The following is a 22,187-nucleotide window of genomic DNA, read 5'->3' as shown; positions in this document are numbered from 1 at the left end:
TATGCGTGAACATTTGATCGAAATACGCGACCTGCGAGTGGCGTTCAAAGGGCAGGAAGTGGTGCACGGCATCGACCTCGACATTTGCCCGGGAGAGTGCCTGGCGCTGGTGGGCGAGTCCGGTTCCGGCAAGTCGGTGACGGCCCACAGCATTCTGCAACTGCTGGACCCGAACATCACGCAGATCGACGGCAGCATTCGTTATGGCGGTGAAGAGTTGCTGGGTGTGCACGAGCGTTATTTGCGGCAACTGCGCGGCAACCGCATCGCGATGATTTTTCAGGAGCCGATGAGTTCGCTCAACCCGTTGCACAGCATCGAGCGGCAACTCGGCGAAAGCCTGGCGCTGCACAAAGGCCTGGCGGGCGCGGCGGCGCGCAAACGGATTCTGGAACTGTTGGAACTGGTCGGCATTCAACGTCCGCGCGAACGGCTGAAGGCGTATCCGCATCAGCTCTCCGGCGGGCAGCGGCAGCGGGTGATGATCGCCATGGCGCTGGCCTGCGAGCCGCAATTGCTGATCGCCGATGAGCCGACCACAGCCCTCGATGTCACGGTGCAACGCAAGATTCTGTTGCTGCTCAAGGAACTGCAACAGCGGTTGGGCATGGCACTGTTGATCATCAGTCACGACCTGAATCTGGTGCGCACCATCGCCCAGCGAGTGGCGGTGATGCGCGCGGGCGAAATCGTCGAACAGGCAAGCTGCGAGCAATTGTTCCGCGCACCGCAGCATCCCTACAGCATCGAGTTGCTCAACGCCGAACCTGGTGGCGCGGCACTGTGCCGTGATGCCGCGGAGGATTTGCTCGAGGTTCGTGATTTGAAGGTGCGTTTTCCACTGGGTGGCGGATGGCTGCGGGCCAAGGCGTATCTGCACGCGGTCAATGGCATCAACCTGAACCTGCAGCGGGGCAAGACGCTGGGCATTGTCGGTGAGTCCGGTTCGGGCAAGTCCACGCTGGGTCAGGCGATTCTGCGGCTGATCGACTCCCAGGGCAGCATCCGCTTCGCAGGCGAGGCGCTGGAGGGCTTGAGCGGCAAACAATTGCGGCCGTTGCGCAAGCGTCTGCAAGTGGTGTTTCAGGATCCGTTCGGCAGCCTCAGTCCGCGTTTGTGCGTGGAGCAGATCATCGCCGAGGGCTTGCAGGTGCACAGTGACTTGAACGTGCGGGAGCGCGAACAGGCCGTGATCGATGTCTTGCGCGACGTGGGCCTCGATCCGGCGACACGCCATCGCTATCCCCACGAGTTTTCCGGCGGGCAGCGGCAACGCATCGCTATCGCCCGGGCGCTGGTACTCAAGCCGGATCTGATCCTGCTGGACGAGCCGACCTCGGCGCTGGATCGCACGGTGCAGAAACAGATCGTCGCACTGTTGCGGCGATTGCAGGAGGAGCACGGCCTGACCTATCTGTTCATCAGTCATGACCTGGCGGTGGTGCGGGCACTGGCCCACGATCTGATCGTGATGAAGGACGGCGAGGTGGTGGAGCGAGGGGAAACGGACAAGTTGTTCGGCTCGGCGCGGCATCCGTATACACAGGAGTTGCTGGCAGCGTCGTTTGCCGGTTCGAGTGCCTGAAACGACAAATCCCGCCACAGGGGCGGGATTTGTTCGCAGTCTGGCTGCCGACTTACGCCGGGAACAGCTCGGACAGTTTCATCGACAGCATCATGTCGCCTTCAACGCGCAGCTTGCCGCCCATGAAGGCCTGCATGCCGTCGGTTTCACCGCTGACGATGCCTTTGAGGGTTTCGCTGTCCAGCACCAGCGTGCAGTTGGCGTCCGGGTTTTCGCCTTCCTGGATGTCGCAGGTGCCGTCTTTGACGATCAGGGCGTATTGCTTGTCTTCGTCAGTGATGTTGAAACCGAAGACCAGATCCAGACCGGCAGCGGCGGCTGGGTTGAACTTGGCTTGCATTGCTTTTACGGCATCAGCTACGGAGGTCATGGTTCGATCCTTTTTGGTTGATTGCAGCAGGGTCACAGTAATCCGGACTCAGCGAAACGTGATGAGTTCCGGGGCCTTCAGCAGTTGCAGATGTGCATGACTGTTGAAGGAAGCCAGCGCCACCTCGCGACCGCGAAACTTCAGCTGGTTGAGCGAGGTGTTGACGATTTGCCAGTTCAGTTCAAAGGCCTGTCGCGCAGGTATTTGAGTGATGAGGTGGAGCAGGGCGGTGATTGTGCCGCCGGAAGTGAACACCGCGATTTTCTGGGTGTTGTCGGCTTGTTCGAGTATTCGGTGCAGACCGGCCTGGACCCGCTCGACGAAACCCAGCCAGCTTTCCAGGCCGGGTGTGTCGTAGGTGCCGGCGAGCCAGCGCTCGATGATCAGCGCGAAAATGCGCTGGAATTCGCCACGGTTCTGTGCGGCGTTGCGCAGAATCTCCAGTGCTTCGGGTTCTTCGGGCAGCATGGCCGGCAGCAGGGCGCGGATCACGGCGTCGGCGTCGAATTCGTTGAAGGCTGAATCGATTTCCAGAACCGGAACCGGCAGGCCGACAGCCGCGAATTGTTCCAGCGCGCTGTTGGCCGTGTGCTGCTGACGACGCAGATCGCCCGACAGGCAGCGGTCGAAGCTGATTCCGAGTTCGGCCAGGTGACGGCCGAGGATTTCTGCCTGGCGAACACCGGTCGGCGACAGGACGTCATAGTCGTCTGCACCAAAGGAGGCCTGGCCATGTCGAATCAAGTAGATGCTGCCCACGTCCGCGTCATCCCGGTACGTTGAAGGTTGTGGCGAGGTTATGGGGATGACGGTGAGCTGTCAATGAAAAAACATACGCTTGTTTGAAATGCCCGTTCCAGCCTTGTTGCCAGAGGTTTCACGGCTGGCCGACCGGCCGGTGCATGGGTATGCTGGAGCCAATTCCCGCGTGTGTTTCACGACCGCGCATCGTTTGAAGGAGTCACTGTGGAGTTTTTGACTGAATACGCCAGTTTCCTGGCCAAGACCGTCACACTGGTCATCGCCATTTTGGTGGTGCTGGCGAGTTTTGCAGCGTTGCGCAGCAAGGGCCGGCGCAAAGCCGCGGGCCAGTTGCAGGTCAGCAAGCTCAACGATTTCTATAAAGGCTTGCGTGAACGCCTGGAGCAAAGCCTGCTCGACAAGGATCAGCTCAAGGCCCTGCGCAAGGGCGAGGCCAAATCCGAGAAGAAACAGAAGAAGAATCCCGAAAGCAAATCCCGGGTGTTCGTGCTGGATTTCGATGGTGACATCAAGGCGTCCGCCACCGAGAGCCTGCGCCATGAAATCACCGCGTTGCTGACGCTTGCCACACCCAAGGACGAAGTGGTCCTGCGTCTGGAAAGCGGTGGCGGTATGGTGCACAGCTACGGCCTGGCGTCGTCGCAACTGGCGCGTATCCGTGAAGCCGGCGTGCCGTTGACCGTGTGCATCGACAAGGTGGCGGCCAGCGGCGGCTACATGATGGCGTGCATTGGCGAGAAGATCATCAGCGCACCGTTCGCCATTCTTGGTTCCATCGGCGTGGTTGCGCAGTTGCCGAATGTCAATCGCCTGCTGAAAAAGCATGATATCGATTTTGAAGTGCTGACAGCCGGCGAATACAAACGCACCCTGACCGTGTTTGGCGAAAACACCGAGAAGGGCCGGGAGAAATTCCAGGAAGACCTGGACATCACCCATCAGTTGTTCAAGAACTTCGTTGCCCGTTATCGCCCGCAGCTGGCGATCGACGAAGTCGCCACCGGTGAAGTCTGGCTCGGCCTCGCGGCGCTGGACAAGCAACTTGTGGACGAACTCAAGACCAGTGACGAGTACCTGGCGGACCGGGCGAAAAAGTCCGAGGTCTATCACCTGCACTACGCCGAGCGCAAAAGCCTGCAGGAGCGCATCGGCATGGCGGCCAGCGGTTCGCTGGATCGTGTGTTGCTGAGCTGGTGGAGCCGGCTGACCCAGCAACGGTTCTGGTAAAGCGGGCATAAAAAACGCCGGTCGAATGACCGGCGTTTTTTTATGCCCCGGGGATTTACCGGCGACGGAACAGCGGCAGCGGTTCGTCAGTGGCGGCCTGATAGGTCACCGAGAAGTCCTTGAGGCTTTCAAGGGCGTCGTACGGGTCTTTGTCCGCGCGCAGGGCGAAGGCGTCGAAACCGCAGCGGCGCATGTAGAACAGCTGGTCGCGCAGCACGTCGCCAATCGCTCGCAGTTCGCCTTTGAAACCGTAACGGTCACGCAGCAGGCGGGCGTTGGAGTAGTTGCGGCCATCGGTGAACGCGGGGAAGTTCAGGGCAATGACCTGGAACTGGTCCACGTCGGCACCGATTTCCTCGGCTTCTTCGTCGGCGTCCAGCCACACACCCAGACCACCGTCGCGGGCCTTGAGCATGCGGCTGTGTTCACGCCACAGCTGCAGCGGGACGATCAGGTCGTCGCAGTTGCTGATCTCGTCGATGTTGAAATCCTTGGGCAGCAGGTGCCAGGTTTCGTCGACGACCTCGTTGTTCTTAATGATTCGCTGCATAGACGCGTTCCTTGAAGAGGTCGATGCCAATACGCTGGTAGGTGTCGATGAAGCGCTCGTCTTCGGTGCGCTGTTCCACGTACACGTCGATCAGTTTGGAGATCACGTCCGGCATGTCTTCCTGAGCGAAAGACGGGCCGAGGATCTTGCCCAGGCTCGCATCACGGCTGGCGCTGCCGCCGAGGGAGACCTGATAGAACTCTTCACCTTTCTTGTCCACCCCGAGGATACCGATGTGGCCGACGTGGTGGTGACCGCAGGCGTTCATGCAGCCGGAGATGTTCAGGTCCAGTTCACCGATGTCGAACAGGTAGTCCAGATCATCGAAACGGCGCTGGATCGATTCGGCGATCGGGATCGACTTGGCGTTGGCCAGGGAGCAGAAATCACCGCCAGGGCAGCAGATGATGTCGGTCAGCAGGCCGATGTTCGGCGTGGCGAAACCGCCTTCACGCAACTCGCCCCACAGGGTGAACAACTGGCTCTGCTCGACATCGGCCAGAATGATGTTCTGCTCGTGGGAGGTGCGCAGTTGACCGAAGCTGTAGCGGTCCGCCAGATCGGCGACGGCATCGAGCTGCTTGTCGGTGATGTCGCCCGGTGCAACGCCGGTCGGCTTCAGGGACAGGGTCACGGCCACGTAGCCCGGCTTCTTGTGCGCCAGAGTGTTGCGGGTGCGCCAGCGGGCGAAGCCCGGGTGTTCCTTGTCGAGGGCGGCCAGTTCGGCGTCATGATTGCTCAGCGCCTTGTAGTCCGGGTCGACGAAGTGTTTGGCGACGCGATGAACTTCGGCTTCGGTCAGCGTGGTCTGGCCGCCGCGCAGGTGTTCCATCTCGGCATCGACTTTCTGCGCGAAGACTTCTGGAGTCAGCGCTTTTACGAGGATCTTGATCCGCGCCTTGTATTTGTTGTCGCGACGGCCGTAGCGGTTGTAGACCCGCAGGATCGCGTCGAGGTAGCTCAACAGGTCCTGCCATGGCAGGAACTCGTTGATGAACGCGCCAACGACCGGAGTACGGCCCAGACCGCCACCGACCAGAACGCGGAAGCCCAGCTCGCCAGCGGCGTTGTGCACCGGTTCAAGTCCGATGTCGTGGACTTCGATGGCGGCACGGTCGGAGGTCGAGCCGTTGACGGCGATCTTGAATTTGCGCGGCAGGTAGGCGAATTCCGGGTGGAACGTGGTCCACTGACGAACGATTTCGCACCATGGCCGCGGGTCGATCAGCTCATCGAACGCCACACCGGCGAACTGGTCGGTGGTGACGTTGCGCAGGCAGTTACCGCTGGTCTGGATCGCGTGCATCTGCACGGTGGCCAGTTCCGCGAGGATGTCCGGGATGTCTTCGACTGCCGGCCAGTTGAACTGCACGTTCTGGCGGGTACTGATGTGGGCGTAGCCCTTGTCGTAGTCGCGGGCAATCTTCGCCATCATGCGCACCTGACGCGAGGTCAGTTGGCCGTAAGGCACCGCCACCCGCAGCATCGGCGCGAAACGCTGGATGTAAAGGCCATTTTGCAGGCGCAGGGGGCGGAATTCTTCTTCGCTCAGCTCACCTGCCAGATAGCGTCGGGTCTGATCACGGAACTGCTTGACGCGGTCCTCGATGATCCGCTGATCGTACTCGTCGTATACGTACATATAAGTCCTGTTCTCAGGCTTTGGGCTACTCGGAAAACGCTGCGTTTTCGCTTGCTGGAGTCCGATGGTGCCTCGGCAATTACGCGCGCACGGCCGCGCACTCCTTAATGGAGCCGGGGCAATATACCCGTTTGCAGTTATGCGCAAAAGTGATGTTTGAGTATATGTAAAGAACCAAATCGCCTAACAGGAACGAGTGTCAACTAACCCACATTTGTCGTGCGGACAATCATCGTCTTAACTGTGGTCGAGTCTTTCTGCAATCACCGATAAAACCGACAAGAGGCGATGCAATGAGCAATCCAACCAAGGCAAGGAAAAGCGATAGCAGTGTCGATGCGTGGGCCATTCTGTTCCTGATCATTCTGGTCGTGGGCACAGCGGTGTTCTGGGTCAGTCATCAATAAAACGACCTCTCCGGGCCCGTTTCCGACGATTGTCGGACAAAAAACGGGATCAGGCGCTAATGGCCGGCGATTGAATGGCTATAATGCGCGGCCATTTTTTCCGGGGCCCGGATGCTTCATGTTCAAGTTTCTCCACATCAGTCTGCTGTTGCTGAGCCTGGCCTTCGGGACCGGCGCGCGGGCGGAATCTGTGTTGTTTTTGAATCCGGGCTCCACCCATGAAGCGTTCTGGGTCAGCTATTCGCAATTCATGCAGGCTGCCGCCCGGGATCTGGGAGTCGACCTGCGCATTCTCTATTCAGAGCGCCAGCCCGAGCTGACCCTGGCCCAGGCGCGGACAGCCCTGCAGGGGCCCGATCGCCCCGATTACCTGATGTTCGCCAATGAGCAATACATCGCGCCACAGATCCTGCGCATGGCCAACCATAGCGGAGTGAAGCTGTTTATCGTCAATACCTCGCTGACCCCCAATCAGCAAGCGCTGGTCGGGGACCGGGCCGACCGGATCGGCAGCCTCGTGCCCAATGACGAGGAGGGCGGTTATCTGTTGATGAAGGAGTTGATTCGTCTGCATCCACCTGTCGCCCCCGGCAGCAGCATCGAATTGCTGGCGTTCTCCGGCCTGAAGATCACCCCCTCATCACAGTTGCGCGAGAAAGGCATGCAACGGGCGCTGGCCGAGCACCCTGAAGTCCGTTTGCGGCAACTGGTCTACGGCGGCTGGACGCAGCAGCGGGCCTATGAGCAGGCCCGTCAGTTGCTCGTTCGTTACCCCGGGATCTCATTGGTGTGGGCCGCGAACGACGAAATGGCCTTCGGTGCGATGCGAGCGGTCTCAGAAATCGGGAAAGTGCCTGGCAAAGACGTTCTGTTCAGCGCGGTCAATACGTCGCCCGCAGCGTTGCAGGCCTTGGTCGACGGGCGTTTGAGCGCCTTGCTCGGCGGCCATTTCACTCTCGGTGGCTGGGCGTTGGTAGAGGTGCACGATCATGCGCAGGGTGTCGACTTGAACCAGTACGGTGGTCGCGACCGGCAGATTCCCTTGTTGCAATTGATCGACAAGGAGCATGCCCGCCGAATGCTGGCCATGGGCGCGTTGCCGGACTACGGCGTGCACTTTCGCAAGCTCTCGGCGAAAGGCCGCCCGGCCTCGTACCGCTACCCGTTCGATTTTCAAACCCTGATGCACTGAGCCCGGTCAAGCGCCTGCCAGATGCACCACCAGTTGCACGATGCCAAACAGCGTCAGGGCGAACACTGCCGTGAACGCAATGCCCAGGAAGATGAAGTGGCTGGGCTTTCCATGGGTGAAGTCCCTTGCCCGGTTCTTGCCACTTTGCACCCCGAACGCCGCCGCCATGACGCTGTGCAGCATCTGCCAGAAGGTGGGTGGCTTGTTGTCGACTGGATCGTCCATAAATCCCTCGTCTGCCGTGTGTGTCAGACAAGCATAGTCAACCCATGAAAAAAGACCGCAGCCTGCGGGGCAGGCTGCGGTCTTTTGATCAGGCTTCTGCTTAGTTGTCGTAACCCAGGTTAGGCGCCAGCCAGCGCTCGGTCAGGCTCAGTTCCTGGCCTTTGCGCGAGGTGTAGCTCTGCACCTGATCCTTGTCGACCTTGCCCACGGCGAAGTATTGCGCCTGCGGATGGGCGAAGTACCAGCCGCTGACCGCTGCCGCCGGGAACATCGCGTAGTGCTCGGTCAGGAACACGCCGCTGCGGCCGGCGCGCATTTCCTGGGCCTCAGGGTCGAGCAGGGCGAACAGCGTGGCCTTCTCGGTGTGATCCGGACACGCCGGGTAGCCTGGGGCCGGGCGGATGCCGGAGTATTGCTCTTTGATCAGCGCCTCGTTGTCGAGGGCTTCATCCTTGGCGTAACCCCAGTGCTCTTTACGCACCTGCTGGTGCAGCCACTCGGCGCAGGCTTCAGCCAGACGGTCGGCCAGGGCTTTGACCATGATCGAGTTGTAGTCGTCGCCAGCGTCCTGATAGGCCTTGGCCACTTCTTCGGCGCCGATCCCGGCGGTGGTGATGAAACCACCGACGTAGTCGGTCACTTCGCTGTCCTTCGGCGCAACGAAGTCGGCCAGGGAGAAGTTCGGCTTGCCGTCGGTCTTGATGATCTGCTGGCGCAGGTGGTGCAGGCGGGCCAATGGCTTGCCGTCATCGCCGTACAGTTCGATATCGTCGTCGTGCACCTGATTGGCCGGCCAGAAGCCGAACACGGCACGGGCGCTGATCAGCTTCTCGTCGATCAGCTTGGTCAGCATCTCGCGGGCGTCCTTGTACAGCGAGGTGGCGGCTTCACCGACCACTTCGTCTTCGAGGATGCGCGGGAACTTGCCGGCCAGGTCCCAGGAGATGAAGAACGGCGTCCAGTCGATGTACTCGGCGAGAACGTTGAGGTCGATGTTGTCCAGCACACGGGTGCCGGTGAAGGTTGGTTTGACCGGCGTGTAAGAGGCCCAGTCGAACTGCGGTTTCTTGGCGATCGCGGCGGCATAGCTCAAGCGCTCGGTGCGGGCGCTGCGGTTGGCGGTGCGCTCGCGGACGTCGATGTACTCTTCGCGGGTCTTCTGGACGAAACCGGCTTTCAGTTCCTTGGACAGCAGCTGCGTCGCCACGCCCACGGCGCGGGAGGCGTCGGTGACATACACCACCGCGTCGTTGCTGTACTTGGGCTCGATCTTCACCGCCGTGTGCGCTTTGGAGGTAGTCGCGCCGCCGATCATCAGCGGAAGGTGGAAGTCCTGACGCTGCATCTCGCGGGCCACGTGGACCATCTCATCCAGCGACGGGGTGATCAGGCCGGACAGGCCGATGATGTCGCATTTCTGCTCCTTGGCCACCTGCAGGATCTTCTCTGCCGGCACCATCACGCCAAGGTCGACGATGTCGTAGCCGTTGCAACCCAGCACCACGCCGACGATGTTCTTGCCGATGTCGTGCACGTCACCTTTTACCGTGGCCATGAGGATCTTGCCCTTGGCTTCCGGCTTGTCGCCTTTTTCCAGTTCGATGAACGGGATCAGGTGGGCCACGGCCTGCTTCATCACGCGGGCGGATTTAACCACTTGCGGCAGGAACATTTTGCCGGCGCCGAACAGGTCGCCAACGATGTTCATGCCGGACATCAGCGGACCTTCGATCACTTCGATCGGGCGAGCGAACGACTGACGGGATTCTTCGGTGTCTTCGACGATGTGGGTGGTGATGCCCTTGACCAGCGCATGCTCCAGACGCTTGTTGACGTCCCAGCCGCGCCATTCTTCGGTCTCGGCTTCCTTGACGCTGCCGTCGCCCTTGTACTTGTCGGCGATGGCGAGGAGGGCGTCGGTGCCTTCCGGCGTCCGGTTGAGGATCACGTCTTCAACGGCATCGCGCAGTTCCTGCGGGATCTGGTCGTAGATTTCCAGCTGACCGGCGTTGACGATACCCATGGTCAGGCCGGCGCGGATCGCGTACAGCAGGAACACCGAGTGGATCGCTTCACGCACCGGGTTGTTGCCGCGGAACGAGAACGACACGTTGGACACGCCGCCGGAACTCAGGGCATACGGCAGCTCGTCACGGATGTAGGCACAGGCGTTGATGAAGTCCACAGCGTAGTTGTTGTGTTCTTCGATGCCGGTGGCCACGGCGAAGATGTTCGGGTCGAAGATGATGTCTTCCGGCGGGAAGCCGACTTCGTTGACCAGAATGTCGTAGGAGCGTTTGCAGATTTCTTTCTTGCGCGCTTCGGTATCGGCCTGGCCGGCTTCGTCGAACGCCATCACCACCACGGCGGCGCCGTAGCGCTTGCACAGTTTGGCGTGGTGGATGAACTGCTCGACGCCTTCTTTCATGCTGATCGAGTTGACGATGCCCTTGCCCTGAATGCACTTGAGGCCGGCTTCGATCACGTCCCATTTCGAGGAGTCGATCATGATCGGTACGCGGGAAATGTCCGGCTCGCCGGCAATCAGATTGAGGAAGGTCACCATGGCCTTCTTCGAATCGAGCATCCCTTCGTCCATGTTGATGTCGATCACCTGGGCACCGGCCTCGACCTGCTGCAGGGCGACTTCCAGGGCTTCGGTGTAGTTGTCTTCACGGATCAGGCGGGCGAATTTCGCGGAGCCGGTGATGTTGGTCCGCTCGCCGACGTTGACGAACAGCGAGCTGCGATCAATGGTGAACGGCTCCAGGCCCGACAGGCGGCAAGCCTTGGGAATGTCCGGAATCTGCCGTGGCGCGTAGCCGGCGACGGCTTTGGCGATGGCTTCGATGTGGCCCGGGGTGGTGCCGCAGCAACCGCCGACGATGTTGAGGAAACCGCTCTGGGCGAATTCTTCGATGACTTTGGCGGTGTCCACCGGCAGTTCGTCGTACTCGCCGAATTCGTTCGGCAGGCCGGCGTTCGGGTGGGCGGATACGTGGGTGCTGGCCTTGTCCGACAGCTCTTCCAGGTACGGACGCAGCTCGCGGGCGCCGAGGGCGCAGTTCAGGCCGACGGAAATCGGTTTGGCGTGAGCCACGGAGTTCCAGAACGCTTCGGTGGTCTGGCCCGACAGGGTACGGCCGGAGGCGTCGGTGATGGTGCCGGAAATCATGATCGGCAATTCGAAGCCCAGTTCTTCGAACACGCCTTGCACGGCGAAAATCGCGGCTTTGGCGTTGAGGGTGTCGAAGATGGTTTCGATCAGGATCAGGTCGGCGCCGCCCTCGATCAGGCCTTTGGTGGCCTCGGTGTAGTTTTCCACCAGCTCATCGAAGGTGACGTTGCGATAGCCCGGGTTGTTGACGTCCGGCGACAGCGAGCAGGTGCGGCTGGTCGGGCCGAGCACGCCGGCGACGAAACGCGGCTTGTCCGGGGTCTCGAGGGTTTTCGCGTCGGCGACCTTGCGCGCCAGACGGGCGCCCTCTACGTTGAGTTCGTAGACCAGTTCTTCCATGCCGTAGTCGGCCATGGAGATCTGGGTGGCGTTGAAGGTGTTGGTCTCGAGGATGTCGGCACCGGCATCCAGGTAGGCTTTCTCGATGCCGCCGATCACGTCGGGACGGGTAATGACCAGAAGGTCATTGTTGCCCTTGACGTCGCTCGGCCAGTCGGCGAAGCGTTTGCCGCGATAATCCTGCTCTTCGAGCTTGTAGCTCTGGATCATCGTGCCCATGCCGCCGTCGAGAATCAGGATGCGCTCTTTGAGAGCTTGCTTGAGAGCTTGAAGGCGGACGCTGCGATCGGACATTGGGGCTACTCGAAAAAGACCATGACTAAGGGGCCGGATCATAACAAACCTGCGCCGATTTAGAGCATGCGCGGCTTTTGCATGAATATCGCTCATGTTGGTACGGGCGTCATAACGGTAGAATCGCGGCGTTTTTCTTCAGGATCAGGATCAGGGACATGTCGTACCGCGTCATCAGCATTGCATTGCTGTTTTTAAGCTTTGGCGCGGCGGCGCAGAGTCCCGCTGTTTCTTCTTCTATCTCCTACACCCGAGACATCCAGCCGATCTTCACCGAGAAGTGCGTGGCCTGCCATGCGTGTTACGACTCTGCCTGTCAGTTGAACCTTGGCAGCGGCGAAGGCGCGGCCCGTGGCGCGAGCAAGATGCCGGTCTACGATGGCGAGCGCACCCAAGCTGCACCGACCACCCGGTTGTTCTATGACGCCTTCGGCAAACGCGCCTGGCAGCAAAAAGACTTTTATTCGGTGCTCGACGCCCAAGGCAGCCAGGCCGCTCTGATGGCACGCATGCTGGAGCTGGGACACAAAACGCCGCTGACACCCAACGCCAAACTGCCGGAAGAAATCGTGCTGGGCCTCAACCGCGAGAACCTTTGCGCGATGCCTGCCGAATTCGACGGCTATGCCGGCGCCCATCCGAAAGAAGGCATGCCGCTGGCGGTGACCGGCCTGACCGACCAGCAATACCAGACGCTGCAACGCTGGCTGGCGTCCGGCGCGCCGATCGATGAGCAAGGCCTGGCGCCTAGCGCTAAAGAGGCGCTGCAGATCGTCCAGTGGGAAAACCTGCTGAATCAGCCCGGCGCGCGTGAAAGTCTGGTCGGACGCTGGCTGTTCGAACACTGGTTCCTGGCGCACATCTACTTCAAGGACGGCGAGCCGGGGCATTTTTTCCAGTGGGTGCGTTCACGCACGCCGACCGGTCAGCCGATCGATCTGATTGCCACCCGTCGCCCGAACGACGATCCGGGCACCCAGGTGTATTACCGTCTGTGGCCGGTGCAGGGCGTGATCGTGCACAAGACCCACATCACCTATCCGCTGAGCGCGGCGAAGATGGCGCGGGTCAAGAGCCTGTTCTACAACGGCAACTGGCAGGTGCATGCGCTGCCGGGCTACGGACCGCAGAGCCGAGCCAATCCGTTCGCCACCTTCGAGGCGATTCCGGCGCAGGCGCGTTATCAGTTCATGCTCGATAACGCCGAATATTTCGTGCGCACGTTCATTCGCGGCCCGGTGTGCCGTGGGCAGATCGCAACCGACGTGATCCGCGACAACTTCTGGGCGCTGTTCCAGGCGCCGGAACATGACCTGTACATCACCGATCCGAACTATCGCGGCCAGGCCACGCCATTGCTGGCCATGCCGGGGCAGAACGACGATGTCGGCAGCGTCCTGAGTCTGTGGCACGACTACCGCAACAAGCGCAACAAGTACGAAGCCTTGCGCCGTGACAGCTACGCCGAACTGCCGGCGCCGAGCTGGTCGACCCTGTGGGCGGGCAACGACAACGCACTCTTGAGTATCTTCCGCCACTTCGACAGCGCTTCGGTGACCAAGGGCCTGATTGGTGAGGTGCCACAGACGATGTGGCTGTTCGACTATCCGTTGCTCGAACGCACCTATTACCAGTTGGCGGTGAATTTCGACGTGTTCGGCAACGTCTCTCATCAGGCGCAGACCCGCTTGTATTTCGACCTGATCCGCAACGGCGCCGAGCAGAACTTCCTGCGGCTGATGCCGGCCGATTCCCGCGAGGATTACCTCGACGATTGGTACCAGAGCAGCGGCCAGTTCAAGATGTGGCTCGATTACGAGTCTATCGACGACGACAAGCCGACCGCGCTGAAACTCGACGAGAAAGACCCGAAACACGATTTCGCCATGCAGCTGCTTGCCCGTTACGGTGACCTCAACGCACGGCCCGATCCGATCAACCGCTGCGTGGATGCCTACTGTTCGCGGCCGAACATCGACCCGGCGCTGCAAAACGCCGAGCAGGCGCTGAGCCGCCTGACGGCGCGTCCGGCGGCGGGGCTGAAGGTGATCGATCAATTGCCGGAAGCCACGATGCTGCGCATCGAAACCCGCAGCGGCCAGCGTGAGGTCTACAGCCTGCTGCGTAACCGGGCCCACAGCAACGTGGCGTTCCTGCTGGGCGAGTCGCTGCGCTATCAGCCGGGGCTCGACACCCTGACCATTTATCCGGGCGTGCTCAGCAGTTATCCGAATTTCATGTTCAACATCCCGGCAGATCAGGTGCCGGCGTTTGTCGATGCCATGGAAAGCGCCAAGGATGCGCCGCAGTTCGAGAAAATCGTCGAACGTTGGGGCATTCGCCGCAGTCATCCGCAGTTCTGGTTCTATTTCCACGATCTTAGCCAGTACATCCATGAAACCGACCCGGTGGAAGAGGGCGTGCTGGACATGAACCGGTACGAGAATCTTTGATCGTTTGAGCGATGGCGATTGTCCCAATCCTGTGAAGTAAGGGATCGGGAGCGCCATCGATGTTGATTTCAGTGCAGGCCCTGCGAGCGCTCGCCGCGTGGGCGGTGGTCTGCCATCACTTCATGCAGATTTTCTTCGACTTCGAGGCGCGCGGGCCGATAGGGCAGTTGTTCATCGACAAGGGTGCCGTGGGTGTCGATATCTTTTTCGTGATCAGCGGGCTGGTGATCTTCCTGTCCACTGAGGGCAGGTCGCTGCCGCCTGCGCGGTTTCTGCTGTATCGACTGTTCCGTATTGTCCCGGCGTATTGGCTCTACACCGTGCTGATGGCGCTGCTGGTGGTGTTTGCCCGGCCGCTGCTGCCGGATCAGACGGTGGACTGGCGTCATTTGCTGCTGTCGTTGCTGTTCATCCCGACCGAAAACCCCGGCGGCTACGGGATCTACCCAACCCTGAATGTCGGCTGGACGCTGAATTACGAAATGCTGTTCTACGTGTTGTTCGCCTGGGCACTGTTGTTTCGACTGCAAGTCCGTTTGCTGGTGGTCGCGGCGCTGCTGTTTGCGGTGTGCCAGACCTGGACCGGGTTTGGCTGGGTCAGCGAGTTTTATCGCTCGGATATCGTCTATGAATTTCTGCTCGGGATCGGTATCGGCATGCTGTATCGCAAGGGCTGGATCGCACAGGGCTTGTGGATGCCGCTGACGGGGATCGGCGCGGCGTTACTGGCGATCTATTATCTGCCGCCAGCGCCCAGGCTGCTGAACTGGGGGGCGCCGAGCGCGGTGCTGGTCATGGCGTGTATGGCGCTGGAGCGGCATGTTGAACGCAACCGAGTGCTCAAGCTGCTGGGCGACTGTTCCTACTCGGTTTATCTGATGCATGTTCTGGTGCTGTCTGCTGGCGGATTTGTGGCCCATCGCTTCGGGATCAACCCCTATTTGATGTTCATCCTGTGTGCCGTGGCGATTGGCGTGGGTTCCTGGCTGAGTTATCACTGGGTGGAAAAGCGCAGTTATCAATGGCTTAGAGCGCGTATCGACGGCAAACCTGCGGATTAGGCGATTGTGAACTATTCCTACGAAAATACTGGGACTTTGTGCCGCGCGCCGATTGGCGTAAACTCCGCCTCAAGCCTGCGAGGAGTTTCCATGACCGCTATTACCATTACCGACGCCGCCCACGATTACCTGGCCGATCTGCTGTCCAAGCAGAACACCCCGGGCATCGGCATCCGCGTTTTTATCACCCAGCCTGGCACCCAGTACGCCGAAACCTGCATTGCCTATTGCAAGCCGGGCGAAGAGAAACCTGAGGACACCGCGCTGGGGCTGAAAAGCTTCACTGCCTACATCGACTCGTTCAGCGAAGCGTTCCTCGATGATGCTGTCGTCGACTACGCCACCGACCGCATGGGCGGCCAGCTGACCATCAAGGCGCCGAACGCCAAAGTCCCGATGGTCAACGCCGACAGCCCGATCAACGAGCGCATCAACTATTACCTGCAAACCGAAATCAACCCGGGGCTGGCCAGCCACGGCGGTCAGGTCAGCCTGATTGATGTGGTTGAAGACGGCATTGCCGTGCTGCAGTTCGGCGGCGGTTGCCAGGGCTGCGGCCAGGCGGACGTGACCCTGAAGGAAGGCATCGAGCGCACCTTGCTCGAGCGCATTCCGGAGCTCAAGGGCGTTCGCGACGTGACCGACCACACGCAGAAAGAAAACGCCTACTACTAAGGTGTTCGCTGCGAGACAAAAAAAACGGCGCCCCGTGAGCGCCGTTTTTTTATGCGTGAGATTCAATGACGCCTTCGCGGGCAAGCCCGCTCCCACATTGGATCGCATTCCAAATGTGGGAGCGGGCTTGCTCGCGAAAGAGCCGTCATGGGCGGTAAAGATGCGCATGCCCCGCGCGATACAGTGAAGATTCACTGAAATGATCGCTGCCCAGCACCCGACCCACCAAAATCAATGCCGTACGCCGAAACCCTTTGGCCGCCACCTTCTCGGCAATGTCCTCCAGCGTCCCGACCACCCAGTCCTGATCCGGCCACGTCGCCCGGTGAATCACCGCGATCGGGCAATCCGCGCCGTAATGCGGCAGCAGTTCAGCCAGGATTTTCTCCAGATGATTGACCCCCAGATGTATTGCCATGGTCGCCCCGTGCTGCGCCAGATTGCCGAGTTCCTCGCCGACAGGCATCGCGGTCTTGTCCGCGTAGCGGGTCAGGATCACGCTTTGCGAGATGTCCGGCAGGGTCAGTTCGGCGCCCAACAGTGCGGCGCACGCGGCGGTGGCGGTTACGCCGGGGATGATCTCGAACGGAATATCCAGCTCGCGCAGATAACGAATCTGCTCGCCAATGGCGCCATACAGGCTCGGATCACCTGAATGCACCCGCGCCACATCCTGGCCGTTGGCGTGGGCTGTCTTGATCAGCTCGATGATCTGTTCCAGGTGCAGTTCGGCGCTGTTGACCACGGTTTCAGCACAATGACCTTCCAGCACCGCCGTCGGCACCAGCGAACCTGCGTAGATGATCACCGGGCAGCTGCGGATCAGCCGCTGGCCTTTGACAGTGATCAATTCCGGGTCGCCGGGGCCGGCGCCGATGAAGTAGACGGTCATCGTTGGATCCTGTGAAAGTCGGGCAGGTGGGGCTTCAGAAGCACTTCAGATGAAGAATGCTCATGATCGAAAGCGAGGATTATCGGGAATTTACGCCGCGCCGGCCAATGCGAGAGTTGCCTGAGCGTACTTTTGCCGGGAAATCAGCAGTTTCGCCGGTGCTTGAATCAGTTGTTCGGCGAGCGCCAGTGCAGCGCTTTCCGCCACGCCGTAGCAACCGGTGCGTTCGAAGGCGATCTGTGAATGGTGGCTCAAGCGTTGCTGATAACTGGCCAATTCCTCGCTGCTGAAATACAGCAACGGCAGCGCCAGTTGGGCGGCGAGTTCTTGCAGGCCGGGTTCATCGCGCTTGAGGTCGATGCTGGCCAGCGCCTTGACCTTCCCAAGGTCAATCCGATGCGCCTGCAAGGCCTGGTCAAGCAAGGCGCGCAGCGTGCTGGCCGGGCAGCCGCGCTGGCAGCCCAGGCCGACCACGAAGGTCGGCGCTGCGCTGTCATCGGTCATGCGTGGTACTGACCTTCGCTTTTACGGCGGAACAACCAGGCGCTGATCAGGCCCAGAGCCAGCCAGAACGCGACGTTGGTCAGCTGCGAAGCGATTTTGAACTGGGCTTCCAGTGCTTCCGGGGCGAGCATCGAGTGCACGTCCGGTTGCGGTGCGCCGATCACATGCGGCACGGCAAGGATCGCCACACCGAGGATCTTCAGCAGCCAGTTGCCGCCAAACGCGATCAACGCCAGGCCGACAGCGGTCGATGCGGCGGTGCCGATCCACCACATTTGGCGCGACGCCAGATCAGCTGCAGCAGTGCCCGGCAGTTCAGGCGGCAGGCCCATGGTCGGTGCAAGCACGAAAGTTGCGTAACCGGCCAGACCCCAGAGCAGACCTTGTGAGGTCTTGGTCGGCGCACGCAGGGTGTACAGACCGGCCAGCATCAGAGCGAAACCCACGGCGACGACCAGATTGCCACCGGTGGTGGACACCACACGCTGCCAGCCGTCTTCCGGTTCCCAGGCTTCGGCATCGTGGGTGTGAGCGGCGGTGCCGGCGGCGTGTTCGTGGACTTCGGCCACCGGTTCGGATTTCTCGTAGGTTTCGGCTTGAAGAATCAGTGGCGAAACCCAGAAGCTTTGCAGCAAGGTCAACAGCAGGGCGGCCAGAAGTCCGGTGAAACCTGCGGTCTGCGCAATACGCTTGATCATGTCGTCAGGTCTCAGTGGCACGGGAACGCAGCGCTGTGGCGGGTATCGTGCGCGGCGTTGTGCACCGCTTCAATGTGCGAGAAACCGGCGAAGTAGACCAGGCTTGCGCCCAGGATCGACGCGAAGATCGCAGCGGTCAGGCGTTGGCTCAGGGTGGTGGTGCTGGAGATTTTGTCCGTATTGCTGCCGGTGCTGCTGATGATCGACATGGCGCTTCCCTCTGGAGTGTCAGCGGGTGAATGGAGCGCATGAAAACCCCTGCGAGTCGGGCACGCAGAGGTTCGAACAGCGCCCGCCCACCGCGGGTTTGTTATGTTCAGTGACGCAAGATGCGTACTGTGTGTTGCGGGCCGGTCTCCGGGCTCACGAGGGGTTGGCGTCTGGCCGACCTGCAAGCGTCACCTTCCCATGCCCTTGGGCACAGTGGATCTGACGCTTCGCTCGCTTACCGTTGCGGGGGCAGCACCGGACTGACATGGCTTTAGAGTAAAGCACATGATTCACCGGTTTCCCGTTTCACCCTGTGAAGGGCACCCGTAACAAGTTGTGTAGGAGACCATGGGTTGGGGAATATAGTCAATTTTTGGGCAGATCCGTTGCTGCGGTAACGGCCACTTAGGGTTCCGCCCTTACGGCGGGTCACTTTGGCAAACGCCGGAATGCCGGCCCAGCCCAAAGTAACCAAAGGTCTTGAGCCCTGACGTACGGCCCTCGCTGTGGCTCGGGTTCCTTCGCTCCGGGATTGATCCGGGGGCATCGCCTACGGTTTGCTTCGCTGCACCTCCTCTCGATGCATGCGGCTGCGCCGCACGGTCGCTGCGCTCCCACCCCCGGATCAATCCCTCCACTCAGCCTGCCGACGGGCCCTGCGATCAAAAACGGTGCTCGAGCTAACGCTCATGGTTTGAGTGGGGGGAGCAGGGCGTGTTTGGCTTTGGTTTTGTTGTGGGTTGGACCTGCCCCATCACAACGGACGCCAAGAAGCTGGCTATTTAGCCGCCTGCCTTAAGACCCTGGCGTATTCGTTCGGAGAACGGTACCCCAAGGCAGAGTGCAGTCGGCTGCTGTTATAAAACCCATGGATGTAGTTAGCGATTGATAGTTGAGCCAGCCTCTTGCTGGGATAGACGCCATACGCCTCCTCCCTTTTCAGAGTAGCGAAAAAGCTCTCAGCCACTGCGTTATCCCAACAATTTCCCTTTCGACTCATGCTTTGCGTGAAGTCTTTCTTGGCCAAGGCCAGTCGGAATTTGCTACTCGCATACTGACGCCCTTGGTCGGAATGAAAAACCACACCACTAGAGCCGGAACAGGCGCTCCAGGCATTCAGGAAGGCATTCTCGACCAAATCGTCGGGCATCCGATCCGACAGGCTATAGCCCAATATTTGGCGCGTCTGAATGCTCAAAACCACTGCGAGATACAACCAACCTTCTTTGGTTGAGATATAGGTGATATCACTGACCCAAGTCGGTGTGGGGTTATCGATGGAAAACTGACGAGCGAGCAAATTTCTCGCAACAGGCAAGTAGTGGTGACTGTCGGTGGTACGGGGCTTGAAACCGCCTTTGGATCTACCACGTATGCGTTCTTCGTGCATCAGCCGGCTCACTCGCTTGTGGCCCACTGTATGCGCTTTTCGCCGTAAGGCCTCGACCAGCCGTGGTCGGCCATATGTATTTCGGCTGGCCATATAAACCTTACGCAAATCAACGCGAATCTGCGCATCCCGATCTGGACGCTCCTCGCGATGCTGGTAGTCGTAAAAACCTGAAATCGAAACATCCATCACCCGACACAGCATGCGCACCAGGAAGTGAGCCCGTTCAGCAGCGACGAAGGCGTATCTCACCTGGACTCTCTGGCAAAGAATACCGCCGCCTTTTTTAGGATTTCGCGCTCCATCTTGAGTTCGGCCACCTCCGCTCGCAAACGCGCAAGCTCGCTGTCTTCTTTGGTGATGGCTTTGCGTTCTGGAGAACTCAACGGTAATCCCTTGCGCGCAGCATCAACCCAGTTATCGAGCGTTTTCACGGACATCTCGAGCTGACGTGCGGCTTCGGTTCTACCAACGCTTTCCGCGAGTGCGATAGCTTGAGCCTTGAACTCATCGGTGTAGTTACGGCGAGTGCTTGGGTACATGGCAACCTCCAAGATAGCGATTTAAGTATCGCTTCTTGGCGTCCGTTGTCACGGGACAGGTCCAGGTTTACCCCTCACCCCAGCCTTCTCCCCAAGGAGAGGGAGCCGATTTGTGGGCTTTTCAAAACTTGAGTTCGACTCGGTATTGCAAGTCGGCACAACTCTCCCAATCAACTCGGTCGGTTCCCTCTCCCTACGGGCGGTCCGACGTTTCGGGAGGGCTAGGGTGAGGGGCTCTTGATCTGGCTCTTGATCTGGCTCTTGATCTGGCTCTTGATCTGCTTTTGATCTTTAGCCCCTTCGGCAGGCCGAGCGGAGGTGTCCATCAGGGGGTAGGCGCGCAGCGCCGTGCGGCGAAGCCGCATACATCGAGAGGAGGTGCAGCGAAGCAAACCGTAGGCGATGCCCCCTGATGGACACCGTAGCGAGGGAACACTGAGCCTAGGCGAAGTGCCGTACGCCGGGGCAAAAGCCTTTTGCTTACTTTTCGGCGTTTGGAAAAGTGAGTCGCTGTAAGAGCGAAACCATAAGAAGCCGTTACCGCAGCAACGGATATGCCCACAAAACCAAAAAGCACCAACCATTGACCCATCACGAACCCATGCGTAGCCTTGCGCTTTCGAGGTTCTTCGGCCCACGTCGAAGCTAAGAAGGGAACGCGGTCCAAGCCGCGGCTGCCCCCGCAACTGTGAACGGTGCTGTTCGCTGCCACGCCACTGCCAACTCAATCCAGAGCCAGCGGGAAGGCGCAGCTAACCCCGGGCCAAGGCCCGAACACCGTCAGCCAGGAGACCTGCCTCGTCACAGATTCTCACTTTCAACCGGGCGGGGTGATCCGGTGGCGAACTCTCCAGGCACGCACCCGCGTTGCCGGTCTCGTCCCGTATGCCCGCCACCTTGCCAAAGGGCATCCGATGAAAACACTGGCCAAACTCCCCGTCACCATCGTCACCGGCTTCCTCGGCTCGGGCAAAACCACCTTGCTGCGGCACATGCTCGACAACGCCCAGGGCCGCCGCATCGCGGTGATTGTCAACGAGTTTGGCGAGCTGGGTATCGACGGTGAAATCCTCAAGCAGTGCACCATCGGCTGCACCGAAGAAGAAGCCACCGGCCGCGTCTACGAACTGGCCAACGGCTGTCTGTGCTGCACAGTTCAGGAAGAGTTCTTCCCGGTAATGCGCGAACTGGTGGCCCGTCGCGGCGACCTCGACCACATCCTGATCGAAACCTCGGGCCTGGCCCTGCCAAAACCTTTGGTGCAAGCCTTCCAGTGGCCGGAAATCCGCAGCGCCTGCACCGTTGACGCGGTGATCACCGTGGTCGACAGCCCGGCCGTGGCCGCCGGCACCTTCGCCGCGTTCCCGGATCAGGTCGACGCCCAGCGCAAACTCGATCCGAACCTGGACCACGAATCGCCACTGCACGAGCTGTTCGCCGACCAACTGGCCAGCGCCGACCTGGTGATCCTCAACAAGGCCGATCAGACCAGCCCTGAAGACCTCGCTCGTGTGCGTCTGGAAGTCGCCGAAGAGCTGCCGCCTGCGGTGAAAATCATCGAAGCCAGCAACGGTCGCCTGCCGCTGGACGTGCTGATCGGCCTCGGTGCCGGTTCCGAAGAACACATCGACAGCCGCCACAGCCATCACGATCACCACCACGGTGAAGGCGATGACGATCACGATGACCATGATCACGACGCCTTCGACTCGATCTCCATCGAACTGCCGCAAGCCGACGAAAGCCTGCTGCTCGATGCGCTGACGCAACTGGTGGTCCAGCACGGCATCCTGCGGGTCAAAGGCTTCGCGGCGATCCCGAACAAGCCGATGCGGTTGCTGATCCAGGGCGTGGGCACTCGTTTCGACAAGCACTTCGACCGTCAGTGGGGCGCTGATGAGGCACGCGTGACGCGTCTGGTGTTGATCGGTCAGGAATTGGATGCCGCTCAACTCGAAGCGCAACTGCGCGCCGCGCTCAGCGTTTAAGCC

19 protein-coding genes and 2 riboswitches are annotated in these 22,187 nt (G+C 60.3%); of the genes, 7 read left to right on the top strand and 12 right to left on the bottom strand.

Annotated elements, in window-relative coordinates:
* Position 1 precedes the first annotated feature (1 nt).
* A complete protein-coding gene (locus NE357_RS15510; protein ID WP_169430610.1) occupies positions 2 to 1,585 on the top strand; it encodes an ABC transporter ATP-binding protein in 1,584 nt (527 codons plus the stop codon).
* A 52-nt stretch (positions 1,586 to 1,637) separates the two neighbouring features.
* On the opposite strand, the gene NE357_RS15505 is transcribed toward NE357_RS15510, so the two are convergent.
* Together NE357_RS15505 and NE357_RS15500 are read right to left on the bottom strand one after the other, a co-directional pair.
* Entirely contained in the window at positions 1,638 to 1,955 is a 318-nt protein-coding gene (locus tag NE357_RS15505) for an SCP2 sterol-binding domain-containing protein (protein WP_007959502.1), read from the bottom strand.
* Between the two features lie 48 nt (positions 1,956 to 2,003).
* Positions 2,004 to 2,714, bottom strand: a complete 711-nt coding sequence (locus tag NE357_RS15500) for a histidine phosphatase family protein (protein WP_169430609.1) — start codon at positions 2,712 to 2,714, stop codon at positions 2,004 to 2,006.
* Positions 2,715 to 2,921: 207 nt separating this feature from the next.
* On the opposite strand from NE357_RS15500, the gene sohB reads away from it, so the two are divergent.
* Positions 2,922 to 3,944 (top strand): protease SohB, encoded by a 1,023-nt coding sequence (sohB, locus tag NE357_RS15495; RefSeq protein WP_169430608.1) that lies wholly within the window; start codon positions 2,922 to 2,924, stop codon positions 3,942 to 3,944.
* Positions 3,945 to 3,999: 55 nt separating this feature from the next.
* Here the strand turns inward: sohB and NE357_RS15490 are convergent, their stop codons facing one another.
* Together NE357_RS15490 and NE357_RS15485 are read right to left on the bottom strand one after the other, a co-directional pair.
* Entirely contained in the window at positions 4,000 to 4,494 is a 495-nt protein-coding gene (locus NE357_RS15490) for a DUF934 domain-containing protein (protein WP_169430607.1), read from the bottom strand.
* Positions 4,478 to 6,136: a nitrite/sulfite reductase gene (locus NE357_RS15485; RefSeq protein WP_169430606.1), complete on the bottom strand. Its 1,659-nt coding sequence runs from the start codon at positions 6,134 to 6,136 to the stop codon at positions 4,478 to 4,480. Before NE357_RS15485 ends, NE357_RS15490 begins: the two co-directional genes overlap by 17 nt.
* Positions 6,137 to 6,661: 525 nt before the next feature.
* Between NE357_RS15485 and NE357_RS15480 the strand changes: the two genes are divergently transcribed.
* Positions 6,662 to 7,735 carry an ABC transporter substrate-binding protein gene (locus NE357_RS15480; RefSeq protein ID WP_169430605.1) on the top strand — a complete coding sequence of 358 codons (1,074 nt, stop codon included), beginning with the start codon at positions 6,662 to 6,664 and terminating at the stop codon, positions 7,733 to 7,735.
* Positions 7,736 to 7,741: 6 nt separating this feature from the next.
* Here the strand turns inward: NE357_RS15480 and NE357_RS15475 are convergent, their stop codons facing one another.
* Both NE357_RS15475 and metH read right to left on the bottom strand, forming a co-directional pair.
* Positions 7,742 to 7,960, bottom strand: a complete 219-nt coding sequence (locus NE357_RS15475) for a DUF2970 domain-containing protein (RefSeq protein WP_065257810.1) — start codon at positions 7,958 to 7,960, stop codon at positions 7,742 to 7,744.
* A gap of 100 nt (positions 7,961 to 8,060) precedes the next feature.
* On the bottom strand, positions 8,061 to 11,771 hold the full coding sequence (metH, locus tag NE357_RS15470) for a methionine synthase (protein WP_169430604.1): 3,711 nt from the start codon (positions 11,769 to 11,771) through the stop codon (positions 8,061 to 8,063).
* Positions 11,772 to 11,929: 158 nt separating this feature from the next.
* Between metH and NE357_RS15465 the strand changes: the two genes are divergently transcribed.
* From NE357_RS15465 to nfuA, 3 genes are all read left to right on the top strand, one after another.
* On the top strand, positions 11,930 to 14,224 hold the full coding sequence (locus NE357_RS15465) for a fatty acid cis/trans isomerase (protein WP_169430603.1): 2,295 nt from the start codon (positions 11,930 to 11,932) through the stop codon (positions 14,222 to 14,224).
* Positions 14,225 to 14,283: 59 nt separating this feature from the next.
* A complete protein-coding gene (locus NE357_RS15460; RefSeq protein ID WP_169430602.1) occupies positions 14,284 to 15,285 on the top strand; it encodes an acyltransferase family protein in 1,002 nt (333 codons plus the stop codon).
* Between the two features lie 90 nt (positions 15,286 to 15,375).
* Positions 15,376 to 15,960: a Fe-S biogenesis protein NfuA gene (nfuA, locus tag NE357_RS15455; RefSeq protein ID WP_007959519.1), complete on the top strand. Its 585-nt coding sequence runs from the start codon at positions 15,376 to 15,378 to the stop codon at positions 15,958 to 15,960.
* Between the two features lie 145 nt (positions 15,961 to 16,105).
* Here nfuA and cobM read toward each other — a convergent pair whose 3' ends face one another.
* The 6 genes from cobM to NE357_RS15425 form a co-directional block, all read right to left on the bottom strand.
* A complete protein-coding gene (gene cobM / locus NE357_RS15450) occupies positions 16,106 to 16,852 on the bottom strand; it encodes a precorrin-4 C(11)-methyltransferase (protein ID WP_169430601.1) in 747 nt (248 codons plus the stop codon).
* A 90-nt stretch (positions 16,853 to 16,942) separates the two neighbouring features.
* The gene (locus tag NE357_RS15445) at positions 16,943 to 17,356 is read right to left on the bottom strand and encodes a cobalamin biosynthesis protein (RefSeq protein WP_169430600.1); all 414 of its coding nucleotides are present in this window, start codon (positions 17,354 to 17,356) and stop codon (positions 16,943 to 16,945) included.
* A complete protein-coding gene (locus NE357_RS15440) occupies positions 17,353 to 18,054 on the bottom strand; it encodes a CbtA family protein (protein ID WP_169430599.1) in 702 nt (233 codons plus the stop codon). Before NE357_RS15440 ends, NE357_RS15445 begins: the two co-directional genes overlap by 4 nt.
* An 11-nt stretch (positions 18,055 to 18,065) precedes the next feature.
* Positions 18,066 to 18,263, bottom strand: coding sequence for a CbtB domain-containing protein (locus NE357_RS15435; protein ID WP_016983301.1), 198 nt, complete (start codon positions 18,261 to 18,263; stop codon positions 18,066 to 18,068).
* 122 nt (positions 18,264 to 18,385) lie between these two features.
* Positions 18,386 to 18,607, bottom strand: a riboswitch (cobalamin riboswitch).
* A 435-nt stretch (positions 18,608 to 19,042) separates the two neighbouring features.
* On the bottom strand, positions 19,043 to 19,906 hold the full coding sequence (locus NE357_RS15430; RefSeq protein WP_169430598.1) for an IS3 family transposase: 864 nt from the start codon (positions 19,904 to 19,906) through the stop codon (positions 19,043 to 19,045).
* On the bottom strand, positions 19,903 to 20,196 hold the full coding sequence (locus NE357_RS15425) for a transposase (protein WP_169428789.1): 294 nt from the start codon (positions 20,194 to 20,196) through the stop codon (positions 19,903 to 19,905). The genes NE357_RS15430 and NE357_RS15425 overlap by 4 nt, the downstream gene beginning before the upstream one ends.
* 605 nt (positions 20,197 to 20,801) lie before the next feature.
* A riboswitch (cobalamin riboswitch) is annotated at positions 20,802 to 21,011 on the top strand.
* Between the two features lie 99 nt (positions 21,012 to 21,110).
* Here NE357_RS15425 and cobW point away from each other — a divergent pair.
* Positions 21,111 to 22,184, top strand: a complete 1,074-nt coding sequence (gene cobW / locus NE357_RS15420) for a cobalamin biosynthesis protein CobW (protein ID WP_064597024.1) — start codon at positions 21,111 to 21,113, stop codon at positions 22,182 to 22,184.
* Positions 22,185 to 22,187 lie beyond the last annotated feature (3 nt).

It is taken from the genome of Pseudomonas sp. G7(2022) (assembly GCF_052660475.1).
The sequence above is the reverse complement of the archived record's forward strand: the minus strand, read 5'-3'. Positions and strand labels throughout refer to the sequence as shown.